This is a genomic window from Wenyingzhuangia gracilariae, from assembly GCF_056387575.1.
In genome coordinates, this window is the sequence record NZ_CM150748.1 from 1,108,112 (window position 1) to 1,128,736 (window position 20,625).

A 20,625-nucleotide genomic window follows, 5' to 3' on the forward strand; every position below is an offset into this window, starting at 1 on the left:
GTTATGTGTTTAGTTAGGACTATTCCCCACCCATCCTTTGTTAAATTGTTTCATTAATTTCTTTACCAATTTGGGTGATGTATCCGCTATATTTACTGTTTCTGTAGGGTCTATTTTATGGTTGTACAACTCATAAAAAACAGGTTCTCTTTTAGGGTTTGTTCTATCTTTCCAAACAATAAAACGATAATCCTTAGTACGCATAGCGTAACCCATTAAGTTGTTTTCAAATAAAGTTCTATTCCATTTCTCTTTTTGCTGATTCTTAATTTTATCTTCTACCTCTTTTAGCAATGGACCAAAGTATGTTTCTCGCATAGCAGTTCTAATAGGGTAAGCTCCCCACTCTCTAAGTGCTGGTGTTGGAAATTGGCTAAACGCTGCTTGTTTCCATTTTTTATTTGGCTTAGTTAACAAGGGTTTAAAGCTGATTCCTTCTATATGTTTAGGAGTTTCCAAATCAGCCAAATCACATAAAGTAGGATACATATCTACCAACTCTACCAAGGCCTCTGAAACTTTACCTCTATTCTTTTTCAACATATCTGGAGTCCAAATCATTAAAGGAACTCTAGTTGCTATTTCATAATTTGTAGCTTTTCCCCATATTCCTTTATCTCCTAAATGCCAACCATGGTCACTCCAAACAATAATAATTGTATTGTCTCTAATCCCAGCTTTATCTATGGCTGTAATCATTTTTCCTATTTGTGCATCTACATAACTAACACAGGCTAAGTATGCGTGTTTTAACGTTCTTGCCAACTCCTCGTCTATTTCTCCTATTTTAGGAATGTCACTACGTACCCTTAACTCAAAAGATGGATGCAAGCCCATAGTTGCTCCGTTTTTTGGGTGACTTGCATCTGTAGTTAATGGTATTTTAGTTTCATCGTATAAATCCCAATACTTTTTAGGAGATGTCCAATTTAAATGTGGTTTACGAAACCCTAACCCAAGAAAAAAAGGTTTATCGCTGGTCTTCACCATTTCATGCATGGTAGCAATAGCCAATTCTGTATTGTAGCCATCGCTGTACACATAATCTTCTACATCTGCACATTCATACGCTTGTCCCATTGCCAAACCATATTTTGCTACTTTCCCGTATTTATCAAACATTACTTTTCTAGTAGCAGCACGTTCTTTGTTGTTTTTTTCCAAAGCAAAACCAACAGGTTTAGGGATTCCTTTTACTTTTAAGCTATCATAAGCTGGTTTTCTACTCCACGATAATTCGTCATCTAGATCTCCATGATGGAATATTTTACCTGTATAAACAGTTTCGTATCCGTTGTTTCTAAAATGTTGTGGTAAGGTTATTACATCAGGATTGGCTTCTCTAAACTTTATATAGTTATGAAACACACCGCTTGTTTCTGGTCTTATTCCTGTTAATAGACTTGCTCTAGAAGGACCACAAATAGCCTGCTGACAATATGCTTTGTTAAACAACAATCCTTGTTGTGCCAATTGATCTAAATTGGGAGTAACTGCTATAGGAGAACCATAGCAACCTAACTCTGGTCTTAAATCATCAATTCCAATAAAAAGTATATTGGGTTTATGTTTTTTTAATGTTGTTTGTCCTGAACAAAACACAAAGAACAAACAGAGTAATAAATGCAAAACTGTTTTCATTTAGATTGATTTTATTTACAATTTGAATTCATTTCAAATCGACCCATCCAAATCTATATAATATTCTGTATTTTTGTTAAAAACACCGATTACATAAACTTAACACCTCTATTACTACAGATTAAAAAACTAAACAAAAAAAAACATAAGAAACTAATTTACAACAACTTGAACAACAGAACAATTACAACATTTATAAAAAAAGCACTATTCCTACTTAACATGTTAGGAATACACTGTTTGTATGGTCAGCAGTTTAAAACTTGTGTTTCGAATCCTATTAAAATTGATTCTCTGATTGTTGCTACTCAAAAAAACTATCAATCATCCGTTCAAAAAAAAGATAGCATCACTATAGTTCAAAACCTTATCTACCTAAGTTACTTACATAGGTCTTCTCAAAAGTTTGACAAAGCTTTTAATTTTTCTGGAGATGCTCTTTTTATTGCCGATCAGCTAAAAAGCCCAATTTCTAAAGCACTAGCCTATGAAGAACTAGGAGTTTTAAATTATTTATTTAAACAAGATGTAGAAGCTGGTAAAAACTTTAAAAAAGCACATGAATTGTATTTGCTTTTATTTAAACAAAAACAAATAACCAAAGAAGAGCTTTATCAGTCTTATTACAATTTAATATTATATTATCAAAGGATTAGAAACATTCCTAAATTGTTACAATCTATAGATCGTTGTGCTTCTATACACATTACTCCTAGTAAAGATAAAGTACACAGGGCTTACTTAAACGAAAAAAGAGCTACGGTTTATAGACAAGAAAAACAATCTCAAAAAGCTTTAGCTTTATTGAAAGAATCTATTCATATTTTAGAAAACTTACCTTTATCTAACGATCATCAAAAACAACAGAGTTTTTTAATTATTCTATACACCTCCATTGCAAATATTTACAGACAAGAGCTCGATTTTTTAACTGCAAAAACATATTATGAAAAAGCGTTAAGCACTAAAGACTATTTAAATGAACACACATTTTATTTAGCCTATGTATATAATTGTTATGCTGAAACATTATCTAAAATTGGAGATTATAAAAATGCTTATGCCAACAGTCTAAAATCTATTGCCATAAATACTAAATTTTTAAACCCTAGAAATGAAGAAACCCAAGGCTTGTTAAAAATTAAGAATTTTTATAGCGAACAACTACGTAAAAAAACTACATCTTTAAAAAACAAAGAATTAGAATTGTCTAAACAAAGACAAAAAGTTTTAACATTTAAAATAGCACTGTACGGAATTGTATCTATACTTATTATTATTGCTCTTTTAACATATACAAGACTAAAACAGATAAAAATAGAAAAGCAAAAGAAACTTGCTAGAGAAATTTTAGATAAAAAAAATAAGGAATTAACAACCAATACACTACAATTAATAGAACGAGAACAAATTATTAACTCCTTAAAAAACTTTTTAACAACAAACCACAAAAACAGCTCTACAAAGGCTTTTCTTAAAAACATAAACAATCAATCTTCCAACCTTTGGGAGTCATTCAACACACAATTCTCTTCTGTTAACAAAGGTTTTTATGATAGGTTGCAACAAAAATTCCCTAATTTAAGTGTTGCCGATTTAAAATTATGTGCTTTAATTAAACTAAACTTTACTGGTCAAGAAATGGCATATTTATTAGGAATATCCTTAGGTAGTATACACGTAGCTAGACACAGACTGAGAAAGAAATTAAATCTTTCTAGAGATCAAAATTTAACAAGTTATATTAACTCCATATAACGAAAAAAGCGGCTACAATGTGTAGTCGCTTTTTAATTGTATGCACTTGTGATTTATTGATTTCCCAAAATAATAGGCAATCCATCTTTACCAGAACCTATTACCACAATTTTAGCGTTAGGAGAAGCTCCTAATTCTTTAGTAGCTTCAATTCCTTTTTCCATTAAAATTTTATCGGTTAACGATTCACTCAAAATTTTATTCGCAATGGCCTTCCCCTCAGCATCTATTTTTTGACGTTCAGCTTCTTTACGAGCTTTTTCTAACCTAAACTCATACTCTAAAAACTCTTGCTCTTGTTTTAATTTATTTTCAATAGCTGTTTTAATCGTAGGAGGTAAAGTTACATCTCTAACCAAAACATCGTTTAACTGAATAAATTGATTGTCTAAAATCTTTTTAGTCTCTGTATATATTTCTTCTTGAATAACATCTCTTTTGCTAGAATAAATCTGTTCTGGAGTATATCTTCCCACTACAGAACGAGCAGCAGATCTTAAAGAAGGTTTGATAACAGACTCTAAATACATCTGTCCTTTTTGCTGATGTAACTTACCTATTTTGTCCTTTTGTGGCAAATACCAAGCGGTAACTTCTAATATAATATCCAATCCATTAGAAGATAAAACTTTCATTTTCTCAAACAATTCTTGCTGTCTAACTTCATAAACAATTACTTTATTCCAGGGAGCTATTAAATGAAATCCTTCTCCCAAGGCTGGTTCATCTGTAACTACACCGCCTCCAAAGGTTTTATACAAAACCCCTGCTTTTCCTGAATCTATAGTTAATGCAGATTTAGAAATAAAAACAATAACTACAATTACTACTACAATTAATAATAATAAACTCTTAGGTATGTTTAAGTTTTGATTTTTATTCATGATTATAAAATTTTAACATCGTTATTTTGAATTGTTACCTTTTTGGGCAACCTCATATGTTGTTCTTGACCAGGAATAAAACAACATCCTGCCTTGTCTACCGTATATAAAATGTGTAAATCTATAACTTCGGTACCGTTGTTTTCTGTTTGGTTAAAAACAGCCACATCTATATCTTCTATATTCGGCCAACCTCCTTCAGCAACAAATTCACTAATTTTTATTTGATGAATGTTTTGCTGTACCAATTGTTTTATTTCTTTAGTACTACGCATTTCTTAATTTACAAAATGATACAAGAATACAATATCTGCATCTAAAGCTGTTTTGCGTTCTCCTTCTATTTCTATATTAATAGACAATACAGTTTTAGAAATTCCTCTTAAATTATCTATTGACTTTAACTTTGCTTTTAAACGAACTTTACTATTTACAGGAACGGGTTTGTTAAACTTTAATTTTTCAATACCATAGTTCACCAACATTTTACTGTTGTTTACTTCTATAATTTGCTCCCATAAATAAGGCATTAAAGACAAGGTTAAGTATCCATGTGCAATAGGAGTTCCAAAAGGCCCTTCTTTTGCTTTCTCAGCATCGCAGTGAATCCATTGATGATCTAATGTAGCATCTGCAAATTGATTGATTCGTTCTTGAGGAATTTCTAAATATTCAGAAACCCCAATTAATTTTCCTTCGTATGCTTTAAAATCATCAAAACTATTGATTATTACTTTTGCCATTTTGTAGTTTATTTTATTATTTTTTATTGTTTCTTTTATTCTTCTAACAAATTATGAATCCATGCATATTGTAACAAAATTAATGTTTTTGCATCTTTAATTTCGTTGTTCTCTACTAATCTTTTGGCTTCACTAAAACTTATTTCAAAAACCAAAATATCTTCTTGTTCATTTGCTACTCCACCACCTTCTGCAATTTTCATAGATGCATCATATTCAGCTATAAACATATGTGTTATCTCGGTAACTGCTCCAGGGGTCATAAAACAATCTCTAACCTTTATAACCTTTGGTACTTTATAACCTGTCTCTTCTTCTATTTCCCTAATAATACATGTTTCAGGATCATCTTTATCTAACATACCTGCAGGCACCTCTGTTACAATACCTCCTTTTAAACCGTTTATATAAGCTGGCATTCTAAATTGTTTGGTTAACAGTACTTTTTTTTCTTTTTTGTTATACATAAATACTGCTGCTCCATCTCCCTTATCATAAACCTCTCTTACTTGTTCCCATTCTTTGCCATTGGTTCCTTTGTACTGATAAGAGAACAGTTTTAAAGGCTTCCATTTGTTTGATAATATTTTTTCTTTTATGTCAAAAATAATCATGTTGATTTGCTTTTTATAAATATAAAAAAACTGCCCTAAAGAGCTTTACTTTAGGGCAGTTTAATATTATTATTTTAGTTGTATTATGCAGTAATCATACCACCATCAACGTTTAAAGTTTGTCCTGTAATATATGCAGACATATCAGAAGCTAAAAACACACATGCATTTGCAATATCTTCTGGCTGACCTCCTCTTTTTAAAGGAATAGCTTGTCTCCATCCATCTACAACAGCCTCATCTAACTTAGCTGTCATTTCTGTTTCAATAAAACCAGGAGCTATAGAGTTACAACGAATGTTTCTTGATCCCAATTCTAATGCTACAGATTTAGAAAAACCTAACATTCCTGCCTTAGAAGCAGCATAATTTGTTTGACCTGCATTTCCTTGAACACCAACAACAGAACTCATATTAATAATAGATCCAGCTCTTTGTTTCATCATTGGACGAATTACAGCTTTGGTTAAGTTAAATACAGACTTTAAGTTAACTTCTAATACTTTATCAAAATCTTCTTCTGATATACGCATTAATAAATTATCTTTTGTAATTCCTGCATTGTTAATTAACACATCTATTGTACCAAATTCTTTTAACACATCTGCAGCCAAAGCTTGTGCAGCATCAAAATCTGCTGCGTTAGATTGATATCCTTTGGCTTTTACACCCATTGCAGTCAATTCAGCCTCTAATGCATTTGCAGCTTCAACAGATGAGCTATAAGTAAACGCAACATTGGCACCTTGTTTTGCAAATTCTAGTGCAATTCCTTTACCAATACCTCTAGTTGCACCAGTAATAATTGCTGTTTTATTCTCTAATAATCCCATTCTTAAACTCTAATATTTATTTTGCTACTGCTGATAAAACTTCTGCAACAGCCTCTCCAATTTTTGCTGGTGATGCAACCACATGAATTCCGTTCTCTGCCAAAATTTCCATTTTAGCAGCTGCAGATTCACCTTCTCCACTTACAATTGCTCCTGCATGTCCCATAGTACGACCTGCTGGTGCAGTTTGTCCTGCTATAAATCCTACCACTGGTTTTCTGTTTCCATCAGCTTTGATCCATCTAGCAGCCTCAGCTTCTAATTGACCTCCAATTTCACCAATCATTACAATCGCTTCAGTTTCTGGATCGTTCATCAACATTTCTACAGCTTCTTTTGTTGTAGTTCCAATAATTGGATCTCCACCAATACCAATAGCTGTAGTAATTCCGTAACCTTGTTTTACAACTTGGTCAGCAGCTTCGTAAGTTAATGTACCTGATTTAGATACAATTCCTACATTTCCTTTCTTAAAAATAAAACCTGGCATAATTCCAACCTTAGCTTCTTCTGGAGTAATAACTCCAGGGCAGTTAGGTCCTACTAAACGAGCTTCTTTTCCTTCTAAGTATCCTTTTACTTTTACCATGTCGGCAACAGGAATTCCTTCTGTAATACAAATAATTACTTTAATACCAGCATCTGCAGCTTCCATAATAGCATCTGCAGCAAAAGCAGGTGGTACAAAAATAATAGATGTATCTGCTTGAGCTTTGTCTACAGCATCTTGTACTGTGTTAAAAACTGGTTTTCCTAAGTGCTCTTGTCCTCCTTTACCTGGAGTAACTCCACCTACGATATTGGTTCCGTATTCAATCATTTGAGAAGCATGAAAAGTTCCTTCACTCCCAGTAAATCCTTGAACAATAATTTTAGAATTCTTATTTACTAAAACACTCATTTAATTTTATTTTTTTTATTGAAAATTCGTTGCGAACAAATATAAATATTTGTTCACAATATATCTTGTTTTATTTTTTTTATCACAGAATTGTTAAACTGTACTAATTTTATAACAAAAGCCCAAAACTTTCTGTTTTGGGCTTTTGTGATCTATGTTGTATATTAATTATTACAATTCTTTTAAATAAATGTTTCTAAACTCAACAGGGTGACTCTCACTCTGTAATGAAAAATAGCCTTTTCCCAACAATGTTCCAATATATTGTCTCCAATAAGGTTTGTTTTCCAACATGGTACCTCCTATTTCAGGTTTAGTATACCTTATCACTTCTTCTTCATTAATTTTATGAATAATTAAATCACTACCATGTACTTCTACTTCTACTTGAACCCATTGATCTCCATAAAAAGTTTTTGAATTAGAACCAATACAGTGAGTTGTTTCAAAATTACCATTCATTACAATATTTGTTCCTGGTGTACATACATTAGCTGTAGGTCTCTCTTTTTTGTTGTTTAAGCCTCCCAAAAGCTGTACTTCAATAGACACGGGAAATAATTGATCTTGAAGCATATTATAGGGGTTTTCACCATGAATCATAATTCCACTATTACGTTCTGCCCACGCTTCTCCTCCTTTTATCTGATTTCCCAAAAATCTATATTCTAATTTTAATTTATAATGTGACAATTCTTTGTTGTAAAAAATATGCCCAAAGGTCTTGTTAAAATTATAATCTTTTTGATACTGAACACATAAAACTCCATCTTTTATCTGAAAAGTATTTTTATAATTTTCTCCTACCGGATGTTTAGCTATTTTAACTACCCAATTATTTACTTCTTTTCCTTCTAAAAGATTTACCCATTTATTTTTTTTATTCTTAAATATATTAGAACAAGAACTTAAAAAAATAACTATTATTAGTACACAAAAACGTTTTATAATTTTCATTTAATTTTATTTTATCGCAAAGACCATACATTTTTAACTTGTTCTACTGATATATCTGGCAAGTATTCTCCAGGAATTGGATCGTAACTCAACACAAACTCTCCTATATATTCTGATGTAGCAAAACCAAACATAGCTAAAGAACGTAAAGTAATTAAAAACTTATATAAAGAATATTCATCTGCTTGCTCTCTAGAAACGTTAAAAATGTTCTGCCTTTGTAATTTATATATTCTTTCAGCTTCTTTTTGGTTAACCTGAAAAAAAATAGCCAGAAGACCTTCTATTTCATTTTTAGTTCCTTCAAAAATAGGTTTATGAAACTTTTTCTGAAAATTAATTGCAAATAATTCAGCCCCTCTTTTAAATTGATTTCTATTAGTATCACTTTCTATATCTTTTAACATCAAATCTATAAATTGAGGAACATTTACAGCAACAGCACCTTTAACATCTGTTTCTGGAATAATAATATCCACCAAATGAGTAACAATAAACTTTTCTTTAGGTGTTAAAACAGAAGCATGCCAGTCTTTATAATTAGTTTCTTGTGAGGAGCAAGAATATAAAATATCCAAGAGTACTGGAGCTGCTACAACCCCCCCCATTCCCATAGCCAAATTCTTTAATACTTTTCTTCTATCCATTATTAAATTCAATTTTTATTTTTCGTAAAAGTTTTGAATAGCATGTTCTACTGCTCTAACAGTTAAAGCCATATAAGTTAATGATGGGTTTTGACAAGCTGAAGAAGTCATACAAGCTCCATCAGTTACATACACATTTGGAACAGTATGGATTTGATTGTATTCATTTAACACCGATGTTTTTGGATCTCGTCCCATTCTAGCTGTACCCATTTCATGAATAGCAATACCTGGGTTAGATTTTCCTTTAAAAGGTTTTACATTATCAAAGCCAGCGGCAGTCAACATTTCAACTGCTTGTGACACCATATCTTTTCTCATATTTTTTTCATTATCACCAAATTTCACATCAAATTCAACTGTTGGTAATCCCCATTTATCTAACTTGTTATAATTTAGAGTTATTTTATTGTCATGATAAGGCAAACATTCTCCAAAACCATATACCCCTATCTTCCAATCACCAGGCTTTAATAATTCTTCTTTCAATTCTTTACCAAAACTAAATTCCGCTATATTTTTACTCCAATTATCTGATCTACTTACCCCCCCTTGGTATCCATAACCTCTAATAAAATTCTGTTGTTTCGTTTTGTCGTCCAAATTTCTAAACCTTGGTATATAAAAACTCGTGGGCTTTCTTCCTTTGTAATAACGATCATCAAAGCCTTTTACTGTAGCAGAAGCACCAACTTTCATATGGTGATCCATTAAGTTTCTTCCCAACTCACCACTATCATTCCCTAATCCATTTGGAAAACGTCTTGACTTGGATTGTAATAAGATACTTGCAGTACCTACAGTAGATGCATTACAAAAAATAATATCTGCTTCAAAATAAAGTTTTTCATGTGTCTCGGTATCAATTACTTTTACACCTGAAGCTTTTCCTGTACGTTCATTATAAACAATCTCATATGCAATTGAATTAGGACGTAAAGTCATATTTCCTGTTCGTTCTGCTGCTGGTAAAGTTGAAGCGTTACTGCTAAAATATCCCCCAAAAGGACATCCTCTAACACATCTATTTCTATATTGACATTTTGATCTACCTTCATATTCTTTATCTCCTGTAATATGTGCTACTCTAGAAGGCATTACTATACGATCACTATATTTCTTTTCAATTTGTTTTTGAAACTCTTTTTCAACTGCATTAAAAGGCATTGCTGGACTGAATTTCCCATCGGGTAAATGTGGCAACCCTCTATTTTCTCCACTAACTCCAATATATTCTTCAACCAAATCGTACCACTTTTCTACGTCTTTATATCTTATTGGCCAATCAATGGCAATTCCATCTCTTTTATTGGCTTCAAAGTCTAAATCACTCATACGATAGGTTTGTCTTCCCCACATAATAGATCTTCCACCCACATGATAACCTCTAATCCAACTAAAAGGTTTCTTTTCGGTATAAGGGTGTTCTATATCATCAACAAACCAATGTGCTGAAGACTCCTTTCTTACTTGACCATTTGCTATTTGTTTATGCTGTCGTTCTAAATCTTTTGGTTGTCTCTTATCTCTATATTTAAAGTCCCAAGGATCCTTATACATTGTTGGATAATCTTTAATATGTGTAACCATACGTCCTCTCTCAAGCACCAATGTTTTTAAGCCTCCTTCGCATAATTCTTTTGCTGCCCATCCTCCAGATATTCCTGTACCAATAACAATCGCATCATATTTTTTATTCATAACTGTCTTTAATAATATATAGATAAATTTTAGTCCTATATTTTTTTAATTACCAACTCTTTTATATTCTCCTTTAAAAAACAACAACACAAATACCAATACAAAGACAGAGATACCCACAGGTACAAACCATATTTTTAACCAATCTGTATTATTATCATTTGTTGTACATAAATCTTTAACCCAACCCGCAATAAATGAACCTATTAGCATTCCTACACCATAAGTGGCTAAACTAATTAAACCTTGTGCTTGAGATTTAATTCCTTTACTAGCTTTTGCATCTGTATAAATCATTCCAGAAACAAAAAAGAAATCGTAGCATATTCCATGTAGAAGAATTGCTATATAAAACATCCATTCATAGGAAGTTGCATTTCCATATCCAAAAAACAAGAAACGAGCAATCCATGCCAATAATGCTACGATTAATATTTTTTTTACTCCATATTTTTTATAAAAAAAAGGAAGAATTAACATAAACGAAACTTCTGATATTTGACCTAAAGACATTTTATTTTCTATCCTAAACTCCATCATGTTTTGATTTGGGAAGGCCAACGTATATGCATCTGTTAAAGATGGATTTGTCCATGTAAAATAAAATGCTAGAGGTATACACGTTAAAATTGACGATATAAAAAATATTAAGTATGATTTATCTTTAAGCAAAGAAAAAACATCTTTTCCGAAAACATGAGCTATTGTAAATTTATCGGAAATAGTTGGAGATGTCTCTGGCAGAAAGAAAGCATAAATTCCTAAAAACAAGGAACATAGCAATGACACTTTAAAAATCATTACATCTCCTCCGACTCCCATCCAACCAATAACATTGACAATAAAAACCCATGCAATAGTACCAAAAACTCGAATAGATGGAAAGTCTTTCTCTGGATCCTTCATTTGTCTCATTGCTATAGCACTAGTTAATGCTAGGGTTGGGGTGAATGTTAAACAATAGAGCATCATTACCCAAAAAAACAAATCTGGATTATCTACACTTATTAACCAACTTAGAATTAGTGCTCCAGCTAAATTTAAAAAACCTAATACTTTTTGTGCAGAAAATAACCTATCCGCTAGTACTCCTGTAAAAAAAGGTGATAGTATCATAGCTATAGAAAAACCTGCATAAGTTTTTCCTACTTGGCTTCCTGTTGCTCCTAATTCTAACAACATATACTTACTCATTTGTCCATACCAAGCTCCCCATATACAAAACTGTATAAACATCATTAAGGACAACTTTATTCTTAATCTTATTTTCAATTTTTTCTATTTTTCGTTATTGAAGTTTTTTAATAAACGTAAACTAGCATATTGATCTAAGTAAACAATTGCACTGGGATGAGTTTGTAGAAATGTGGCTGGTAAATTAGCTGTTACTTCTCCTCTCAACATTTTACTTACAATAGGAGCTTTTTCTCTTCCCCATGCAACTAAAGCTATTTGTTTTGCTTTACATACTGTTTGAATCCCCATAGTAATTGCATAATCTGGTACATTCTCAGAACTTTTAAAAACCCCTGAATTATCTGATTTGGTTAGTGAATCTAACTCTACTAAACGTGTTATTGTATGTACTTGTGAACCTGGCTCGTTAAAACCAATATGTCCTGTTCTCCCTATACCAAGTAGCTGAAAATCTATTCCTCCATTTTTTTCTATTTCCTCTTCATAATTAGCACAGTACACCTCTAATTCATTTACTTTTATTTCCCCATCAGGAATAAAAATTTGATCTTTTGGAATATCTATAGAATTAAACAAATGCTTATACATAAAGTAATGAAAACTATTAATATTGTTTTTCTTAATTGGATAATACTCATCTAAATTAAAACTCACCACATTATAAAAACTAAGATCTTCTTCTCTATGTAATCTTATTAATTCTTTGTAAACCATTACAGGTGAATTACCTGTGGCTAAACCTATTACGCATTTTTCACCTAATTTTTGTTTCTTTATAATTAAATCTGCTATTTCTCTAGCTATTGCAATAGATGCTAAATCTGCAACTTTATAAACTTTAACCAGAAGCTTCTTGAACTTTATTCTTTTAATTGGTTCCATACTTTTAGACAGTTTATAAGTTGGTCTTTACTATACTTAACTCAAGAACTGATTTAAATAATTTCTACTTGTTAAAATTGCAGAAATAATATCTTCTCTTGAATCTTCATAAGCTTTGTCCTCTATTTCTACAACAACAGACCCTTTGTACTTTACAGATGTTATTGCTGAAAAAAAACTTCTCCAATTAACATCGCCTAAGCCTGGGATTTTTGGCGAGTGAAATTCTAAAGGATAAGCCATTATACCAACTTTATTTAATTTATCTCTATAAACCTTTGCATCCTTCAAGTGTATATGAAATATTTTTTCTCTAAAATCATAAATAGGCTGTATTTCATCCATTTGTTGCCAAACCATATGAGAAGGATCATAATTTAATCCAAAATATGGACTTCGGATTATTTCAAACATTTTTTTCCATATAAAAGGGGTAGTTGCTAAATTTCTCCCCCCAGGCCATTCATCTTTGGTAAAAATCATTGGGCAGTTTTCAATAGCTATTTTAATACTATATCTCTCCGCTTCTTTAATAATAGCTGGCCATACTTTCGCGAAAGTCTCTAAATTATCTTCAACGTTTCTTAACGGATTTCTACCTATAAAAGTATTTACAATAGGTATTCCTAACCGAGATGCAGCTTTAATTACTTTTATAATATGATTTCTATAATAAACAGCTTGTACTTCATCTGCATCCATAGGATTAGGGTAATATCCAAGTGCAGAAATATAAATCTCCTTTTCTTTTAATATCTTTTTTATTTCTTCTGTCCTCTTATCATCTAATTCATCTACATCAATATGTGTAACTCCTGCATATCGTCTTTCTGCAACTCCTTTTGGCCAACACATTACCTCTATACACTTAAACTGATTCTTTGAAGCAAATTCTATCACATTCTCTAAACTATCATCAGCTAAAATTGCACTTACAAATCCCAGATCTAACATTTTGTAGGTTTTTTTGTTATTAAAGTTCCTTTATCCAAAGGTTTTTAAATTGTACCAAACTAGATGTTGGCCCATATCTTCCTGATTTATGTCTGTTCCCATGATGTTGTAACCCTATTGGCCCCTTTTTATCAATTCCAGGATGATATGCATTATCTATAACAATAATTCCATTATTAATTACTGTAATTCGATTGCCTACAACATATATATCCATTGCGTTCCATGAACCTACTGGGTTATCTTGATTTGAACTAGGTACAGCAGCCGCTATTTGTTTTGGTGTTAATTTTTTATTTTTTCTAACCTCCCATAATTCACCAGAACCTACACCCCAACACCACAAATTGACCTGTCCAAGTCCCTTAATCATAATCCCTGAATCTGCATTAGGGGCTTTTTTTGTTATTTTTTCTCCTTTTTCATCTAACAAATACTCTCCATTAGGTAAAATTGTAGGCATATCGAATAAGAAGTCTCCATAACCTTTAAAACGCCATTCTACATGTAAAGCAAAATCTTTAAAGGATTCTTTCGTAAACAAATGTCTTTTTCCTTTCTCTGCTTTGGAATCTACAGCACAATCGATAACTCCTTTAAACGCTGTCCAGTTGCCACCGTCATTCTCTGGAATTACAAAACTAGACAAGTCCTCACCGTTGAATAACGATTTATATCCTTGACTTTTATAAAAAGAAGTATTTTGAGCCAATAATACTTTAAATGTTAACAAAAAAATTAGAGTGCTTATTTTCATTATATTCAAATTCATTTTAGTTATATTTTAATTATTTTTCCACAAGTTTTCACCAAAAGACCATCCTTCTCTAACCTCTTCCTTAATATACTGATTTAAAGCTGGTTGATTGGTAATCTTCATATTTACAGCATCGTATTCTATCCTAGTATTAAAACGTTGTGCTAATGCTCCTAACAATGCCACTTCCGTTAAATCCGCACCATAACTAAAACTAGAGCCTGGTGTTGGACCTGTACCTCTAATAGCTGCTATAAATTCCGCATGAGGATCTTCATTTGGTATTCTTCTAATAGTCTTTTCCCAACCTTTCTTGTTAAATTCTTCCCAATTAGACTTAGACATTAACATTTTAGGATTATAGGGTTTTCCAGCAGTCATAACTGTTTCCTTTTCACCAATCATTAACATACCAATACTAGGAACTTTATTTAACCCCCATTCAGGTCTATTTTCTGGTTTTTTACCTCCTTCATACCAATTCATTGTTATTGCTGGTTTATTTCCTCTTTCTGGGAATTGATATCTTAATATAGATTGATCCGGTCCAAACATAACAGGATTAGGACTTAAAACGGAATGCAAGGGTTCTATTACTGTAGGCATTCCCATTTCTAAAGTCCAAAAAGGTGCATCCAATGTATGGCATCCCCAATCCCCCAACATTCCTGTACCTAAATCAAAGTATGATCTCCACCACTTTGGCAAATAACTATTGCTAAAAGGTCGCTTTGATGCAGGACCTAACCATAAATCCCAATCCAATCCATTTTTCATTGTTTCTTCTTTTGGAGGGTATGTTGTTGGTTTATTAAACCACTTTTTAGGACCATATTTAGGACCATTAAACCATGCATGTACTTCTTTTACATCTCCAACTATTCCTTGGTCATACCATTCTTTTACATTTCTAATCCCATCAGATGCATGTCCCTGGTTTCCTAACTGAGTTACAACATTATAATATTTCTCTGCTTTCTTTAAAGTTCTTAGTTGCCAAATATTATGTGCTAAGGGTTTTTCTACATATACATGTTTTCCCATTTCCATTGCTGCCATTGTAGCTGCAAAATGAGTATGATCTGGTGTTGATATAATAACTGCATCAATATCTTTATGCATTTTGTCTAACATCACTCTAAAATCTTTAAACTTTTTAACATCTGGCATCATTTTATATGACTCTGCAGCTCTCTCTTCATCAACATCACACATAGCTACAATTCTTACGTGTTTATGTGCTTTTCTTGGACCACCAGGTTCTAAACCGTCCTTTATTCTTCTATAATCCCCTCTTATTCCTAATGTTTCAGTCCAATTTCTTAACCCTCTACCATTTACTCCTATAATAGCCACGTTTACAACACTATTTGGAGAAGATGCTAAAATATTAGGTAATATCATACAGCCCGCAGCTACAACCCCAGTATTTTTAATAAAATTTCTTCTTGATAAATTTTTCATACTATTTATAATATTTGGATACTTTCATAATTAATTCTTCATATCAATATTTCAAATCTAAACACAAACCTTTAGTAAAAAAAAATATAGAGACTATATAAAGACTACACAATAAGATAAAAATTTATATTTACAATAAATTTAAACTATACAACGAACACATAAATGACTATTAAAGAAAGAATTACCTATATAGTATTTCTATACATATGCTTATTGGTAAATATTACAACTATTGAAGCACAAAATAATAAACAAATAAAGGATTCAACTTATATATATATAGAAAACATAAAAAAAACGTATTTAACTGTTAGAAAACAACCTATTCAATCTTCAAAAATTATTACAGAGAGTCTAAAATATTTTAAGAAAAAAAAAGATTCTATTAATATAATTTTTTCTTATATAAATCTCTCTACTGCTTATCAACATCAAGGAATCCTAAACAAAACATTTGATTGTTTATGGAATGGATTATTCCTATCACAAAAAACTAATAATTTTTATTATGAAAGTATAATACATAGAAAATTATCCGAACTGTATCACTTATACAAGATCGAAAGAAAATCATTATTTCATATAAATCAATCTCTCCAAGCCTCTAAAAAAATAAATTATAAAAACATAAATAAAAAAAACACTCAACTAAATGCAAGCTACCTAGCAATGGCTGATAGAAATTGTTTCTTAAAAAATTATGATATTGCTTTAAAGTATCTGGACTCTTGCCAACCTTTAGAAAACAATAAAAAGAATTATATTTCTGCTTTAATTAATGCAGAAAGAGGTCATCTTATGCTTAAAAAGGGTAATTATAGTTTAGCTCATAAATTCTTACATGTATCAAAAAAAGAACAAGAAGAATTAAGCTTAAATTATCGTGCTGGAGTTTATAATTACTTAGGTGAATTAAAAACTATAATAAATCAACCTGATAGTGCCTTTTATTATTTTGATAAAAGTTTAAAAATTATAGATCAAAATCACTTACCAAGAACTATGCTTGCTGATGTTTTATACCACCTTAGTAAAACTCAAGTTTCTCAACAAAAAATTAAAGATGGTTATTTTTCACTTTTAAAATCAAAAAAAATATCTGATAGTATCTCTGAAAAATTAAATAGCACTAACAATGATTTTTTAGAAATTAAAAATTCTTATTTTAAAAAAACAAAAATACAAGAACAGCTCTTAAAAAAACAACATGATTTATTAAAAAAAAATGAACTAATTCAAATCCGTTTAAAAATTGGCTTAGTAGTTTTCTTTGTTCTTTTTTTAACGTTTTTGATAGTTGTAAAAATGAAATTACACTTGAAAAAAACCATTGAAGCTAAACGTATTTTTGAAATCGAAAGCCAATTAAGAGAACAAGAAAATAAATCAAAAATAATCACTAAAAACAAAGAATTAGTTTCTTATGCTTTACAACTTATAGATAAAGACAATTCTATAGAAGAACTATTAAATACTATTAAGGAAGAAGCCCCTAGTAAATATAAGTATTTAAATTACAAATACAAAAAAGGGTCTGATGATTTATGGAATCAGTTTAACAAGAGGTTCACACAAATTAATAATAGTTTCTATAACACACTGGAAAAGAAGCATCCTGAATTAAGTAATACTGAAAAAAAGCATTGCGCATTAATTAAGTTAAAGTTTACTGTAAAAGAAATGGCTAAAATTTTAAAAATTGAACCTCATAGTATTCATGTTTCAAGATCTAGAATTAGAAAAAAAATTGGATTAGGTCGTTCCGAAAGCTTAGAAAAATACATAGATAATTTATGTCCTTAATATGGGTTCATAACCTCTTCTTATTTTTCTAAAAACTCTTTCACAAAAAAGGGAAGAAAAAACTCACACTTCTCCTTCCCTTTTTAATTTATGTATACCGAAACTATTACTTAACTCTTTCTTGATAAGTTCCTTTTGCTGTTTCTATTTTTATCATATCTCCTTCATTAATAAATAAAGGTACATTAACAGAAGCTCCTGTTTCTACAGTTGCTGGTTTGGTAGCGTTTGTTGCTGTATTTCCTTTTACACCTGGTTCTGTATAGGTTACTTCTAAAATTACAGACTGAGGCATTTCTACAGCCAATGGTAACTCGTCTTCTGATCTAACAATTACTGTTACAACTTCTCCTTCTTTTAACAAATCTGGAGCATCTAAAACACTTCTTTCTAATGTAATTTGGTTGTAATCATCCGTATTCATAAAATGAAAAGTTTCCCCTTCTGCATATAAATATTGATACTTTCTTGTTTCAACTCTTACCTCTTCAATTTTATGTCCTGCAGAAAAAGTATTGTCTATAACCTTACCTGTTGTTAAACTTTTTAATTTAGTTCTTACAAAAGCAGGTCCTTTTCCTGGTTTTACATGTTGAAATTCTGTTATTTTATATGTATCGCTATTGTATACAATACACAATCCATTTCTAATATCTGATGTAGTTGCCATCTATCCTTATTTTTATTCTTAATTACTAAAATATCCTTTCATAATTCCTCTTTGTGAATTTTGGATGAATTTGATAATATCATCTCTTTCACTTGTAGCTTCCATTTCTGCTTCAATAATTCTAATTGCTTGGGTGTTATTGTAAGAACTTTGGAATAGGATTCTATATATGTTTTGAATTTCTCTTATTTTTTCTGTAGAAAAACCTCTTCTTCTTAATCCTACAGAATTAATTCCTACATATGATAATGGTTCTCTTGCTGCTTTTACAAACGGAGGAACGTCTTTTCTTACTAATGAACCACCAGTTACAAAAGCATGATCTCCTATTGAACAGAATTGATGAATGGCTGTCATTCCTGCTAAAATCACATTATCTCCTACATTGGCATGACCTGCTAACGTACTTCCGTTAGAAAATATACAGTTATTACCAACAATACAATCGTGTGCTACGTGGCAATATGCCATAATTAAACAGTTATCTCCTATAACTGTTTTCATTCTATCTGCCGTACCACGGTTAATGGTTACACATTCTCTAATGGTTACATTGTTACCTATAATTGTGGTCGTTTCTTCTCCATCGTATTTTAAATCTTGAGGAACTGCTGAAATTACTGCTCCTGGAAAAATTTTACAATTTTCACCAATTACAGCTCCTTCCATAATCGTAACATTAGACCCGATCCAAGTTCCAGAACCTATTTTTACATTGTTATGTATTGTTGTAAAGGGTTCTATAACCACATTACGAGCTATTTTTGCTCCTGGGTGTACATATGCTAATGGTTGATTCATATTTTTAGTTTTTCTTTGCTATTTGAGCCATTAACTCGGCTTCCACTACTATTTTACCATTCGCATAACCTACAGATCTCATGTGACAAATTCCTCTTCTTATTGGAGAAATTAATTCTGCTTTAAATATTAAGGTGTCTCCTGGTAAAACTTTTTGTTTAAATTTAACATTGTCCATTTTCATAAAGTAAGTCAAATAGTTTTCTGGATCTGGTACAGAACTTAATACTAATATTCCTCCACATTGTGCCATGGCTTCTATTTGCAATACTCCTGGCATTACTGGTGCTTCTGGAAAGTGACCTACAAAAAATGGTTCATTCATAGATACGTTTTTCATTCCCACAACAAAGTCATCTCCTAAATCTAAAATTCTATCAATTAATAAAAATGGAGGTCTGTGTGGTAATAATTTCATGATTTGATTGATGTCCATCAATGGTGGCTGATTCAAATCATAAGTTGGAACGCTTTTTCTTTTTTCTTGTTTAATGATATTGGCCAATCGTTTTCCAAACAGGGTGTTTATTTTGTGTCCTGGTTTGTTTGCAATTACTTTTCCTCTAATACGAGTTCCTACCAATGCCAAATCACCTATTACGTCTAACAATTTATGTTTTGCAGCTTCGTTAGCCCAATGCAACTCTAAATTGTCTAAAATTCCGTTAGGTGTTACTTTTATTTCATCTTTACCAAAGGCTTTCTTTAATTTTTCTAAAGTTTCTGGAGATATTTCTTTATCTACATACACAATAGCATTGTTTAAATCTCCTCCTTTAATTAAATTGTGTTCTAGCAACATTTCTAACTCGTGTAAAAAACTAAAAGTTCTGGCTGCAGAAATCTCATTTTTAAAGTTTGAAATATTATCTAATGTAGCATTTTGAGTTCCTAAAATTTTAGTTCCAAAATCTACCATTGTTGTTATTTGATAAGTGTCTGCAGGCATTAATATTATTTCGCTACCTGTTGCCTCATCTTTATAAGAAACTACATCTTTAACTATATATTCTTCTACAGCTGCGTTTTGTTCTACAATTCCTGCAGATTCTAATGCTTCTACAAAATATTTAGAAGATCCATCCATTATAGGTGGTTCTGAAGCATCTATTTCTATAATTAAGTTGTCTATTTGTAAACCTACTGCTGCTGCTAAAACGTGTTCTGACGTATTGATACTAACACCTTTTTTTTCTAGATTGGTACCTCTTTCGGTTTCGGTAACATATTCTACTTTTGCTTCAATAGTAGGATTTCCTTCTAAATCTACACGTACAAACGCATATCCATGGTTCTCTGGAGCTGGTTTAAATACCATAGTAACATTTTTACCTGTATGTAATCCTATACCTGTTAAGGTTACTTCCTTTTGGATTGTTCTTTGTTTTAGCATCCTTTTACTTTTTAAAAGCGTT

20 protein-coding genes are annotated in these 20,625 nt (G+C 31.3%); 2 read left to right on the forward strand and 18 right to left on the reverse strand.

The features are described 5' to 3' along the window. Positions 1-9: 9 nt before the first annotated feature. The gene (locus tag ACY2IJ_RS04700; RefSeq protein ID WP_476726002.1) at positions 10-1,641 is read right to left on the reverse strand and encodes a sulfatase; all 1,632 of its coding nucleotides are present in this window, start codon (positions 1,639-1,641) and stop codon (positions 10-12) included. Between the two features lie 222 nt (positions 1,642-1,863). Between ACY2IJ_RS04700 and ACY2IJ_RS04705 the strand changes: the two genes are divergently transcribed. Beyond that, a complete protein-coding gene (locus ACY2IJ_RS04705; protein WP_476726003.1) occupies positions 1,864-3,399 on the forward strand; it encodes a hypothetical protein in 1,536 nt (511 codons plus the stop codon). A 53-nt stretch (positions 3,400-3,452) separates the two neighbouring features. Here the strand turns inward: ACY2IJ_RS04705 and ACY2IJ_RS04710 are convergent, their stop codons facing one another. The 14 genes from ACY2IJ_RS04710 to ACY2IJ_RS04775 all read right to left on the reverse strand — a co-directional run bounded on the left by ACY2IJ_RS04710 (position 3,453) and on the right by ACY2IJ_RS04775 (position 15,933). Further along, the gene (locus tag ACY2IJ_RS04710) at positions 3,453-4,283 is read right to left on the reverse strand and encodes a prohibitin family protein (protein ID WP_476726004.1); all 831 of its coding nucleotides are present in this window, start codon (positions 4,281-4,283) and stop codon (positions 3,453-3,455) included. Positions 4,284-4,285: 2 nt separating this feature from the next. Next, on the reverse strand, positions 4,286-4,558 hold the full coding sequence (locus ACY2IJ_RS04715) for a hypothetical protein (RefSeq protein WP_476726005.1): 273 nt from the start codon (positions 4,556-4,558) through the stop codon (positions 4,286-4,288). Between the two features lie 3 nt (positions 4,559-4,561). Then, complete coding sequence (locus ACY2IJ_RS04720; RefSeq protein WP_476726006.1) at positions 4,562-5,026, reverse strand: MaoC family dehydratase; 465 nt, start codon at positions 5,024-5,026, stop codon at positions 4,562-4,564. Between the two features lie 35 nt (positions 5,027-5,061). Next, positions 5,062-5,640, reverse strand: coding sequence for an NUDIX domain-containing protein (locus tag ACY2IJ_RS04725; protein ID WP_476726007.1), 579 nt, complete (start codon positions 5,638-5,640; stop codon positions 5,062-5,064). 83 nt (positions 5,641-5,723) lie between these two features. Then, on the reverse strand, positions 5,724-6,473 hold the full coding sequence (gene fabG / locus ACY2IJ_RS04730; RefSeq protein ID WP_476726008.1) for a 3-oxoacyl-[acyl-carrier-protein] reductase: 750 nt from the start codon (positions 6,471-6,473) through the stop codon (positions 5,724-5,726). A gap of 16 nt (positions 6,474-6,489) precedes the next feature. Continuing rightward, positions 6,490-7,374, reverse strand: coding sequence for a succinate--CoA ligase subunit alpha (gene sucD, locus ACY2IJ_RS04735; protein WP_476726009.1), 885 nt, complete (start codon positions 7,372-7,374; stop codon positions 6,490-6,492). Between the two features lie 171 nt (positions 7,375-7,545). Continuing rightward, positions 7,546-8,331, reverse strand: coding sequence for a 3-keto-disaccharide hydrolase (locus tag ACY2IJ_RS04740; RefSeq protein ID WP_476726010.1), 786 nt, complete (start codon positions 8,329-8,331; stop codon positions 7,546-7,548). Between the two features lie 11 nt (positions 8,332-8,342). After that, positions 8,343-8,978, reverse strand: a complete 636-nt coding sequence (locus tag ACY2IJ_RS04745; RefSeq protein WP_476726011.1) for a gluconate 2-dehydrogenase subunit 3 family protein — start codon at positions 8,976-8,978, stop codon at positions 8,343-8,345. 15 nt (positions 8,979-8,993) lie between these two features. Next, positions 8,994-10,679, reverse strand: a complete 1,686-nt coding sequence (locus ACY2IJ_RS04750; RefSeq protein ID WP_476726012.1) for a GMC oxidoreductase — start codon at positions 10,677-10,679, stop codon at positions 8,994-8,996. A gap of 45 nt (positions 10,680-10,724) precedes the next feature. Continuing rightward, positions 10,725-11,951, reverse strand: a complete 1,227-nt coding sequence (locus tag ACY2IJ_RS04755) for an MFS transporter (RefSeq protein WP_476726013.1) — start codon at positions 11,949-11,951, stop codon at positions 10,725-10,727. A gap of 6 nt (positions 11,952-11,957) precedes the next feature. Continuing rightward, complete coding sequence (locus tag ACY2IJ_RS04760; RefSeq protein ID WP_476726014.1) at positions 11,958-12,758, reverse strand: 6-phosphogluconolactonase; 801 nt, start codon at positions 12,756-12,758, stop codon at positions 11,958-11,960. Positions 12,759-12,794: 36 nt separating this feature from the next. Beyond that, entirely contained in the window at positions 12,795-13,712 is a 918-nt protein-coding gene (locus tag ACY2IJ_RS04765; protein ID WP_476726015.1) for a sugar phosphate isomerase/epimerase family protein, read from the reverse strand. A 19-nt stretch (positions 13,713-13,731) separates the two neighbouring features. Then, complete coding sequence (locus ACY2IJ_RS04770) at positions 13,732-14,484, reverse strand: 3-keto-disaccharide hydrolase (protein WP_476726016.1); 753 nt, start codon at positions 14,482-14,484, stop codon at positions 13,732-13,734. Between the two features lie 12 nt (positions 14,485-14,496). Then, a complete protein-coding gene (locus ACY2IJ_RS04775; RefSeq protein WP_476726017.1) occupies positions 14,497-15,933 on the reverse strand; it encodes a Gfo/Idh/MocA family protein in 1,437 nt (478 codons plus the stop codon). A 165-nt stretch (positions 15,934-16,098) separates the two neighbouring features. Here ACY2IJ_RS04775 and ACY2IJ_RS04780 point away from each other — a divergent pair, with 165 nt between their 5' ends. After that, positions 16,099-17,739 carry a helix-turn-helix transcriptional regulator gene (locus ACY2IJ_RS04780; protein ID WP_476726018.1) on the forward strand — a complete coding sequence of 547 codons (1,641 nt, stop codon included), beginning with the start codon at positions 16,099-16,101 and terminating at the stop codon, positions 17,737-17,739. 106 nt (positions 17,740-17,845) lie between these two features. On the opposite strand, the gene efp is transcribed toward ACY2IJ_RS04780, so the two are convergent. The 3 genes from efp to ACY2IJ_RS04795 are packed head-to-tail and all read right to left on the reverse strand — an operon-like array spanning position 17,846 to position 20,603. After that, positions 17,846-18,409: an elongation factor P gene (gene efp, locus ACY2IJ_RS04785; RefSeq protein WP_476726019.1), complete on the reverse strand. Its 564-nt coding sequence runs from the start codon at positions 18,407-18,409 to the stop codon at positions 17,846-17,848. Between the two features lie 18 nt (positions 18,410-18,427). Then, positions 18,428-19,210, reverse strand: a complete 783-nt coding sequence (gene lpxA / locus ACY2IJ_RS04790) for an acyl-ACP--UDP-N-acetylglucosamine O-acyltransferase (protein ID WP_476726020.1) — start codon at positions 19,208-19,210, stop codon at positions 18,428-18,430. A gap of 4 nt (positions 19,211-19,214) precedes the next feature. Beyond that, positions 19,215-20,603 carry a bifunctional UDP-3-O-[3-hydroxymyristoyl] N-acetylglucosamine deacetylase/3-hydroxyacyl-ACP dehydratase gene (locus ACY2IJ_RS04795; protein ID WP_476726021.1) on the reverse strand — a complete coding sequence of 463 codons (1,389 nt, stop codon included), beginning with the start codon at positions 20,601-20,603 and terminating at the stop codon, positions 19,215-19,217. Positions 20,604-20,625: the final 22 nt, after the last annotated feature.